Annotated in this window: 11 protein-coding genes; 8 read left to right on the top strand and 3 right to left on the bottom strand. The window is 55.9% G+C overall.

Annotated elements, in window-relative coordinates; genetic code table 11:
• Positions 1 to 54 precede the first annotated feature (54 nt).
• The 6 genes from F591_RS0121635 to ytfJ all read left to right on the top strand — a co-directional run bounded on the left by F591_RS0121635 (position 55) and on the right by ytfJ (position 4,866).
• Positions 55 to 1,278 carry a bifunctional 3,4-dihydroxy-2-butanone-4-phosphate synthase/GTP cyclohydrolase II gene (locus F591_RS0121635; protein WP_019536707.1) on the top strand — a complete coding sequence of 408 codons (1,224 nt, stop codon included), beginning with the start codon at positions 55 to 57 and terminating at the stop codon, positions 1,276 to 1,278.
• Between the two features lie 225 nt (positions 1,279 to 1,503).
• Entirely contained in the window at positions 1,504 to 1,974 is a 471-nt protein-coding gene (gene ribH, locus F591_RS0121640; protein WP_019536708.1) for a 6,7-dimethyl-8-ribityllumazine synthase, read from the top strand.
• A gap of 53 nt (positions 1,975 to 2,027) precedes the next feature.
• Positions 2,028 to 2,813, top strand: a complete 786-nt coding sequence (locus F591_RS0121645; protein WP_019536709.1) for a segregation and condensation protein A — start codon at positions 2,028 to 2,030, stop codon at positions 2,811 to 2,813.
• Complete coding sequence (gene scpB / locus F591_RS0121650; protein WP_026326799.1) at positions 2,782 to 3,435, top strand: SMC-Scp complex subunit ScpB; 654 nt, start codon at positions 2,782 to 2,784, stop codon at positions 3,433 to 3,435. The genes F591_RS0121645 and scpB overlap by 32 nt, the downstream gene beginning before the upstream one ends.
• 72 nt (positions 3,436 to 3,507) lie before the next feature.
• Complete coding sequence (locus F591_RS28715) at positions 3,508 to 4,209, top strand: DUF2953 domain-containing protein (RefSeq protein WP_019536711.1); 702 nt, start codon at positions 3,508 to 3,510, stop codon at positions 4,207 to 4,209.
• A gap of 162 nt (positions 4,210 to 4,371) precedes the next feature.
• Positions 4,372 to 4,866 (top strand): GerW family sporulation protein, encoded by a 495-nt coding sequence (gene ytfJ / locus F591_RS0121660; RefSeq protein ID WP_019536712.1) that lies wholly within the window; start codon positions 4,372 to 4,374, stop codon positions 4,864 to 4,866.
• A 60-nt stretch (positions 4,867 to 4,926) separates the two neighbouring features.
• Here the strand turns inward: ytfJ and F591_RS0121665 are convergent, their stop codons facing one another.
• Genes F591_RS0121665 through F591_RS0121675 form a run of 3 tightly spaced genes read right to left on the bottom strand, consistent with a single transcriptional unit; the run spans position 4,927 to position 6,093 of the window.
• Positions 4,927 to 5,493, bottom strand: coding sequence for a hypothetical protein (locus F591_RS0121665; protein WP_019536713.1), 567 nt, complete (start codon positions 5,491 to 5,493; stop codon positions 4,927 to 4,929).
• On the bottom strand, positions 5,484 to 5,768 hold the full coding sequence (locus F591_RS0121670) for a permease prefix domain 1-containing protein (RefSeq protein WP_019536714.1): 285 nt from the start codon (positions 5,766 to 5,768) through the stop codon (positions 5,484 to 5,486). Before F591_RS0121670 ends, F591_RS0121665 begins: the two co-directional genes overlap by 10 nt.
• Positions 5,761 to 6,093 carry a PadR family transcriptional regulator gene (locus F591_RS0121675; protein ID WP_040742279.1) on the bottom strand — a complete coding sequence of 111 codons (333 nt, stop codon included), beginning with the start codon at positions 6,091 to 6,093 and terminating at the stop codon, positions 5,761 to 5,763. The genes F591_RS0121670 and F591_RS0121675 overlap by 8 nt, the downstream gene beginning before the upstream one ends.
• 225 nt (positions 6,094 to 6,318) lie before the next feature.
• Between F591_RS0121675 and F591_RS0121680 the strand changes: the two genes are divergently transcribed.
• Complete coding sequence (locus F591_RS0121680) at positions 6,319 to 7,401, top strand: HD-GYP domain-containing protein (protein ID WP_019536716.1); 1,083 nt, start codon at positions 6,319 to 6,321, stop codon at positions 7,399 to 7,401.
• Between the two features lie 15 nt (positions 7,402 to 7,416).
• Positions 7,417 to 8,103 (top strand): SOS response-associated peptidase, encoded by a 687-nt coding sequence (locus F591_RS0121685; protein WP_019536717.1) that lies wholly within the window; start codon positions 7,417 to 7,419, stop codon positions 8,101 to 8,103.
• Positions 8,104 to 8,595 lie beyond the last annotated feature (492 nt).

The raw sequence follows: 8,595 nt of genomic DNA on the forward strand, positions 1-8,595 counted from the left end.
CCGGAGGGTTCTGTCCAATTTTTCAAGATAGTATGAAAGAAGGAGGAGTGGGAGATGAACGACAACATCCGGTTTGCGCCGATAGAAGAAGCGATATATGATCTAATGATGGGGAAAGTCGTCATCGTCGTAGATGACGAGGACCGCGAGAACGAGGGAGATTTCGTCGCGCTGGCGGAGAAAGCGACGCCGGACGTGATCAACTTTATGATCAAGGTCGGCCGCGGGCTCGTCTGCGCCCCCATTACGGAGGAGCGGGCCGCGGAGCTCGACCTTCCGCCGATGGTCGCCCGCAATACGGATTACCATGGGACCGCATTTACAGTATCGATCGATCATGTCGAGACGACGACAGGCATTTCTGCCTCCGAGCGCTCGTTTACGGTGAAGTCGCTGATCGATCCGAAGACGAGGCCGCAAAGCTTTCGCCGACCGGGGCATATTTTTCCGCTGATTGCGAAGAACGGCGGCGTGCTGCGGCGGGCCGGACATACCGAGGCAGCAGTCGACCTTGCCCGGCTGTGCGGTTCTTATCCCGCCGCAGTCATCTGCGAGGTCATCAAGGAGAACGGCGAGATGGCCAGAGTGCCGGATTTGATGGAAATCGCCCGGGAGCACGAGCTCAAGGTAATTACGATTCGCGATTTGATCGAATACCGCAACCACAAGGAGAAGCTCGTTAACCGCGAGGTCGAGGTCAAGCTGCCGACCGATTTCGGCACGTTTACCGCCGTCGCTTATACGAACGAAGTCGACCGCAAGGAGCATGTAGCGCTCGTCAAAGGCTCGATCGACAGCCAGAAGCCGACGCTGGTGAGGGTTCATTCCGAATGCATGACGGGCGACGTCTTTCATTCGCATCGTTGCGACTGCGGCCCGCAGCTTGAAGCGGCGCTTCGGCAGATCGAAGCGGAGGGCTCGGGCGTGCTGCTGTACATGCGGCAGGAAGGCCGCGGCATCGGGCTGATCAACAAGCTGAAGGCGTATGCGCTGCAGGAACAGGGGCTTGACACGGTCGAGGCCAATCTGCGGCTCGGCTTCGCCCCGGATTTGCGGGAATACGGCATCGGCGCACAAATTTTGAAGGACCTCGGGGTTCGCAAAATCCGCCTGCTGACCAACAACCCGCGCAAGATCAAAGGGCTCGAAGGGTATGGCATGGAAGTGGTCGAGCGGGTGCCGATCCAGATGCCGGAGAACGAGGACAACACCAAATATTTGCATACCAAAAAAGCAAAGCTTGGCCACCTGCTCCAGTTCAAGGAAGAGGTTCGTTAAAGGCTATCTTGAAAATTGTGCGGTATCCATACGCTGAATTTTCAACACCGCAGGCGACGACCGATGACGTAAGGAATCGCTCGTCATAGGCGGCTATCTTGAAAATTCTGTGGTATCCATATGCAGAATTTTCAACACCGCAGGCGACGACCGATGACGAAGGAATCGCTCGTCATAGGCAGTATCAAAAAATATCGGGAAAACCGGGAAGGAAGTTGAAAGAAAATGGCGAAAGTATACGAAGGATATTTGGTAGCGCAAGGATTGAAATTCGGCATTGTCGCCGGAAGGTTCAATGAATTCATTACAAACAAGCTGGTCAGCGGCGCGCTGGACGCGCTGAAGCGCCACGGCGCGCAAGATGAGGACGTCGAGATTGCCTGGGTGCCGGGCGCGTTCGAAATCCCGCTGATCGCCCAGAAAATGGCTGAGAGCGGCAAATACGACGCCGTCATTACGCTAGGCGCCGTCATCCGCGGCAGCACGCCTCATTTCGACTACGTGTGCAACGAGGCGGCCAAAGGCGTAGCGGCCATCGCATTAAAAACCGGCGTTCCGACCATCTTCGGCGTGCTGACGACGGATTCCATCGAGCAGGCCGTGGAGCGCGCGGGCACGAAAGCCGGCAACAAAGGCTGGGAGGCGGCCGTCAGCGCCATCGAGATGGCCAACTTGACGAAACAGCTGAGCAAGTAAGCGTTGTTCGCTTCCGGGGCGGCCGGCTGAAGGAGAGGGGATTTGGAAGACACGTGAGCGTAACATACAAACTGGATACCTTCGAAGGTCCCCTGGATTTGCTGCTGCATTTGATCGACAAAGCGGAAGTCGATATCTACGACATACCGATTAAGGAAATTACCGATCAATATATGGATTATCTTGCCGCAATGCAGGAGCTGGAGCTGGAGGTGACGAGCGAATTTCTCGTCATGGCGGCGACGCTGCTGGCCATCAAGAGCAAGATGCTGCTGCCAAAGCCTCCGGTCGAGCTGGAGCAGGACGACAGCTACTGGATGGACGAAGAGTTCGATCCGCGCGACGAGCTTGTCGCGCGGCTGATCGAATACCGGAGGATCAAGGCGGCGGCGCTCCAACTGCGCGATATGGAGATGGAGCGCAGCCTGATCTATACCAGAGAGCCGGAGGATTTGACGCCGTATTTGCCGACGGAGCCGCCGAATCCGGTAGAAGGGCTCGGCGTGAACGACCTTGTTCGCGCTTTTCGCAAAGCGATGCTGCGCATGGCCACCCGCAATACGGTGACGAAGATTCGCAAGGACGAAATTTCCGTCAAAGACCGGATGTACGAGGTGGTGGACCGGCTGAAGCAGGCCGGCGGCAAGCTGCTGTTCTCGAAGCTGCTGGACGGGCATGCGACGCGCGATTCGATTGTCGTGACGTTCCTCGCTCTGCTCGAGCTGATGAAGGTGAAAAGAATTGTTTGCTATCAGCATAAGCTGTTTGACGACATCGTGATACATGCCAGGGAGGATGAAGCGGCGGATGGACTTCCGACAGATGAAATCAGTTATTGAGGGCCTGCTGTTCGTAGCGGGCGACGAAGGGCTCGATGCCAAGCAGGTGGCCGAAGTGATGGAGCTGGACGTTGCCTTTGTGAACGAGCTGATCCTGGAGCTGCAGGACGATTTCAAACGTCAAGGAAGAGGCATCCAGATCGTTCATATGGCCGGCGGCTACAGGTTGACGACCGTGCCGGAGCATGCGCCGTTTCTGGAGAAGCTGGCGTACTCCCCATCCCGCGCGGCACTGTCGCAAGCGGCGCTGGAGACGCTCGCAATCGTCGCTTACAAGCAGCCGATAACCCGGGTCGAGATCGAAGAGATTCGCGGCGTCAAGACGGAGCGGGCGATCCAGACGTTGGTCGGCAAAGATTTGATCCAGGAAGTGGACCGGGCGGATGCCCCGGGCAGGCCGATCCTGTACGGCACAACCAAATCGTTCCTCGATTATTTCGGGCTTTCGAGCCTGGAGGAGCTTCCGGAGACAGCGATGTTCGACGATGAAGACAGCCTTGAGGAAGAGACTCGTCTATTGTTCGAGAAGCTGGATGGCCGGCAGATGACGATCGATGAGCTTGAAGACGCCATGGCCGAGGGCGAAGCCCGTGCATTAGATGCTTCGGCAAGGCCATACTAACACCTGATGGTGCCCATTGGGTGTTTTTATTTTGGTTACGGTATCGGCCGTTCGGCCTGGGAGGGATTATGCATGGTCTGGTGGTGGGCGGCCGGAATCGTCATCGTTCTAATAGGTCTGCTGCTGGCTAGCGATGTGCGTCTGCGGCTGGATGCAAGGCGGCTCCACAACAACGATCATTATGAAGTGGAGCTGCGGGCGCTCTACGGATTGATTCGCAGAAAATACGGCGTGCCGATGATTTCCGCGGCCAGCTTTGGCCTCGAGCTGAAAACGGAACAAATCAATCGCCGCTCCGAGCAGCTTATGAGGGAAAACAAGCGGAAGGTCACTCTTGAGCAGATACAAACGGCGATAGAACGGTTCAGGCATCTGCTTCAACATACCCCGGATTTTTACCAATGGCTGCGGGATACGCTAAGACATGTTCATTGTATGAGGATGGAATGGAAGACGGGCATCGGGGCGGGACATGCGCCGGAAACGGCATTCGCCGCCGGCATGATTTGGGGCCTGAAAACGTCCTTGCTATCTTACATATTCCGGTTCATTCGACTGGATGCCCAGCCGAAGCTGCAGGTGATGCCCTGCTTTAACGAGCTTCGCCTTACGACGGAGGCCGAAGCTCACTTTCGGATCCGCATTATTTATTTGTTCCAGTCGATGTTTATACTGCTGTTTCGCGTGCTGAAGGTCAAGGGCGGCCTGAAAGCATGGCAAAATGTGCTCGTCAAATCTCCGTCGGCGCGCGGCCAAGGGGAGAATAGTCGCTGACGGCGGAGGGAAACCTAACGACTGCTTGACCAGGCCTATGCCTGAAAATTCGACGTAAACCCTTCGGCGAATTTTCAGGCACCGCAGGTGACGTCCGATGACGAAGTACCGCTCGTCATAGGCATCAAAATCGATCATTATGCGCAGAAAGGAGCTGCAGCGATGGCTGAACATCCGATTCAAGGGCTTATGAAGACGGCGATGGAAAATATTAGAGAAATGGTTGATGTCAACACGATTGTAGGCGATCCTGTCGAAACGCCGGACGGAAGCGTCATTATGCCGATCAGCAAGGTCGGCTTCGGCTTTGCCGCCGGCGGGAGCGAGTTTGTGACGGAAGAGGCGGCAGAGATCGCCGTCAATACCGTACCTGCGCCGGGAGCGGGAAATCAGGCAAACGGCATGAACGCGCAGGTAGCCCTCCCGTTTGGCGGCGGCAGCGGCGGCGGCGTCTCCATTACGCCAATTGCGTTCCTCGTTGTCGGCAAGCACGGCGTCAAGGTCGTACCGCTCGATAATCAAACGCATCTGCTGGAGCGGCTGATCGATTCGGCTCCGCAGGTTGTCGAGCGGATCCAGTCGATGATGAAAAAACAAGGACACGACGAGAAGGAAGAGCATACGACAATGATCGAAAATCAAAATTTCATCGTTTAATCGCTCCGCCTTGCGAACTGTGAACAAGGAAGCAATAGACGTTGCTAAGGGCTGCTCCTTCTATAAGGGCAGCTTTTTCTTTGCAGCTTTATGGACGAGCTTGATCAGAGCCTGCGGGCGAACGGCCTGCTGCAAAAATGCATACAGCAAAATAATATTGATCAGTATCGTTTTGCCTTCAGAGGAAGCTGTGAGCCACTCGCTACTTGCCAACGCCAGGGAGATCATGATCATAAACCAGTATTCGAAGCTGGCTTGAACGGCCGAGCGCAGGCGGGCCCCGGAGGCCAGCAGCACCGCAATCGCCGCGATCCACAGCAGATGGAGACCAGGCAGCGTAAACATCCCGCTGCTGCCGGCGATATCCTCAAGCCGCTGCGGCACGATGAGCCGAATGAGCTCGCGGCCCGGATTCGCCGAGGCGATCGTGATGACGAACGAGCCATAAAAGACGGCAAAGCCGACGAACGAGAGAAAAGGGAACGAAGCGCGCCTGATCGCGGTATGGTACATGGCTGAGCACAGCATCAGGCACAGCAGCGGCAGCAAAGTAAAATAAAGCTGATAATGCGCGCCGATCAATAATCCGGGTGCCACGGAAGCGGCGACAAGACAGATCAGCCACACAAGCCCTCCTTGACGAGTAAGCTTTTGCGGGCCGAAACGCAGCTTCGGTTCACTTCCGCCCCGAGCAGCTCGGCATCTCCGAACTGTTCGATCGCCATCTCGATCGCTTTCTGCTCCGTGAAGCCTTGCGCCAGGTAATGATGCATTCGATCGTTCAAATGCTGAAGCCATTCTTCCTTCAGTTCGTCGATCTCCGTTTTTTCCAAAGACAAGCGCGCTGTAACGCGGGCCAAGTAAGCTTCGAATTCCTTTACGGGCTGCTGCCGCTTATCCAATCGGATCACCTACCATCCGGTTCATGATCTTCTGAAAGACAGTCCATTCCCGCTTCTGGTCCGCCAAAGCATGGCGTCCTGCCTGCGTCAGCCGGTAATATTTGCGGCGCGGCCCCTCGTTGGACTGCTGCCAATACGTCTCGACCCATCCCTGCATCTCCAGCCGCTTCAAGGCCGGGTACAGCGTTCCTTCCTTGTACCTGAGGTATCCCTCGCTGAGCTGCTCGATCCGTTCGGCGATTTCGTAGCCGTACATATCTTTTTGCGCCAATAGCGACAGCAATACCATTTCAGTGCTTCCTTTAAGCAGTTCTGTTTTACCCAAAAGATCGCCCTCTCTATATCGCGTTACGATTTACCGCTATATCGTATCACTAAATAGCCGGGACGACAAGCGCCGCGCCATCCGTTTATCGGACCAGACATTCCTAAAGGTCTTTTACGAATAGTTCTTTTGTGCTAGACTGGACTTGTTTACTCTATTTTTCTTGATTCTTGATGGAATCGCTTTGCACGAATTCATACTAGATTAGAAAGAGGCAGCGAATGCATGCGTTTGATACCGATCCGTTCCTGCGTTCCCGGAATGCGGCTGGGCAAACCGATTTTTAACGAAGAAGGCGTCGTACTTTTAAACCGCCATGCCGAGCTGACGCAGAACTTGATTGGCCGGCTTCACCATTTAGGGATCGATTATGTGTACATCGAAGATCCGTTAACGGAAGATATTCAAGTGGAAGACCCGATTTCGGAGGAGACCCGCAGACGCGCGCTGAGCGAGCTGCGAACGCAATTCCGCTCCTTCATGGAGCAGGGCAGCAGGCCGAAGCTGTCGAGGCCGGTGCTTGGCAAGACGTTCGGCAGTGTGATGAAAATGATCATCGATGATTTGAGCGAGCACCAGGAAACGATGATCATGCTGATGAATATGAACGTATGGAGCCAATATTTGTACCAGCATTCATTGAATGTATCCATCTATTCCACGATGCTCGGAATGGCCAGCGGCTACAGCCGGGACGAGCTGATGACGCTCGGCATAGGCGCTCTGCTGCACGATATCGGCAAGACGCAGATCGATTTGGCGCTGCTCGACAAGCCGGGGCAGCTGACGGAAGAGGAGTTCGCCGAGATCAAGCGGCACCCGGAGCTCGGCTTCAAGCTGCTGAAGGACGAGCCCAATATTCCGCTGATTGCGGCTCACTGCGCCTTTCAGCATCATGAACGGCTTGACGGGAGCGGCTACCCGCGAGGTATCAAGGGCGACGACATTCACGAATATGCCAAATGGATCGCCATCGCCGACAGCTACGACGCCATGACCTCGCATCGTCCGTACCGGCGGGCGATGCTGCCTCATCAGGCGATGGAAGCTTTGTTTTCGGGCGTAGGGCACTGGTACGAGCTGTCGAAAGTGACGGTGTTTCGCGATCATGTAGCGCTCTACCCGCTGGGCATGACGGTGACCTTGAATACGGGGGAGCGGGGCGTCGTCGCCGCGATCGATCCGCGCGCGCCGCAAAGGCCGGTCGTCCGCATTGTGGAGACGGCCGACGGCGAGAAGCTGAGCTCGCCCTATGAAATCGATTTGGCTGAGAAGCTGACTGTATTTATCGTGGAAGTGGACCAATAGCAGGAGGCGAGCGCCATGTGCGGACGTTACACGATTACCGTCGTTTGGGAAGATTTGGTGATCCGCTTCATGCTGGACCGCCGCGCGGGCAAGTTTCAGCCGCGCTATAACGTGGCGCCGGGGCAGTACATTCCGGCCATTATCGGCGGAACGCCGCCAGACGGGGAGGGCCCTTCGCACAACCGCTTCGGGGAGCTGAAATGGGGGCTTGTCCCTTCATGGGCGTCTGATGAGCGCTCCGGCTACCGAATGATGAACGCGCGGTCAGAAACGGTCGCGGAGAAGCCCGCATTCCGCAATTTGCTGAAACGCAAGCGCTGCGTCATTCCGGCGGACGGATTCTACGAATGGAAGCGGACGGAGGAGGGCAAGCAGCCGTATCGCTTCACGCTCCGGGACGGCGCGCTGTTTGCGATGGCCGCCTTGTACGATACGTGGGTGTCCCCGTCCGGAGAGAAGCTGCATACGTGCACGATCGTGACGACGGCGGCGAACGGCCTCGTGTCGGACGTCCACGACCGGATGCCCGTGATCCTGACGCCCCGGGCAGAGGCGCTGTGGCTGGACCGCCGCGTTCAGGACGAGCGGGAGCTAGTCCCGCTGCTGGCGCCATATCCGGCAGAGGCGATGCGCCGGTATGCCGTCAGCCCGAAGGTCGGCAACGTGCGCTACGACAGTCCCGACTGCGTCGAGCCGGTATAAAGCGCGGCGATCGCCTTGCCGGCGATCTGCGCTTCCTTGACGGCATGCGGCCTACCGGACCCAGCCCCCAGCCTGACCTTAAGGCCAGCCATCCGTATCTGGTCCGGCCCAATCCTTCAGGGCCATCCATCCATATACATTCCAGCCTAACCTCCAAACAATAAGAACGAAAAAAGATCTAATTTCTGCCAAAATGGCCCGATGAAAGAAAATAAGTTAACATGAACGTAAAACAGCTCCGTATTTGCTAGCGATCGTAGGTTAAAAATGTGAGTGTAGGACACATTTTCAGAGCTACTAAGCAAAAGGAGCTGTTACTTATGAAGTATGCCACAAAATTCATTGGTTTAGATGTATCGAAAGAAAAAATTGCTGTAGCGGTGGCAGATAGCGGTCGAGAAGCCCCTCGTTATCTTGGAGCTATTCCTCACAAACCTGAGGCAATTCGGAAATTAATTAAACAGTTGGGAGATCCGAGCACCCTTTCGTTTT

Source organism: Paenibacillus ginsengihumi DSM 21568, assembly GCF_000380965.1.
GTDB classification, from domain to species: Bacteria; Bacillota; Bacilli; order Paenibacillales; family NBRC-103111; genus Paenibacillus_G; species Paenibacillus_G ginsengihumi.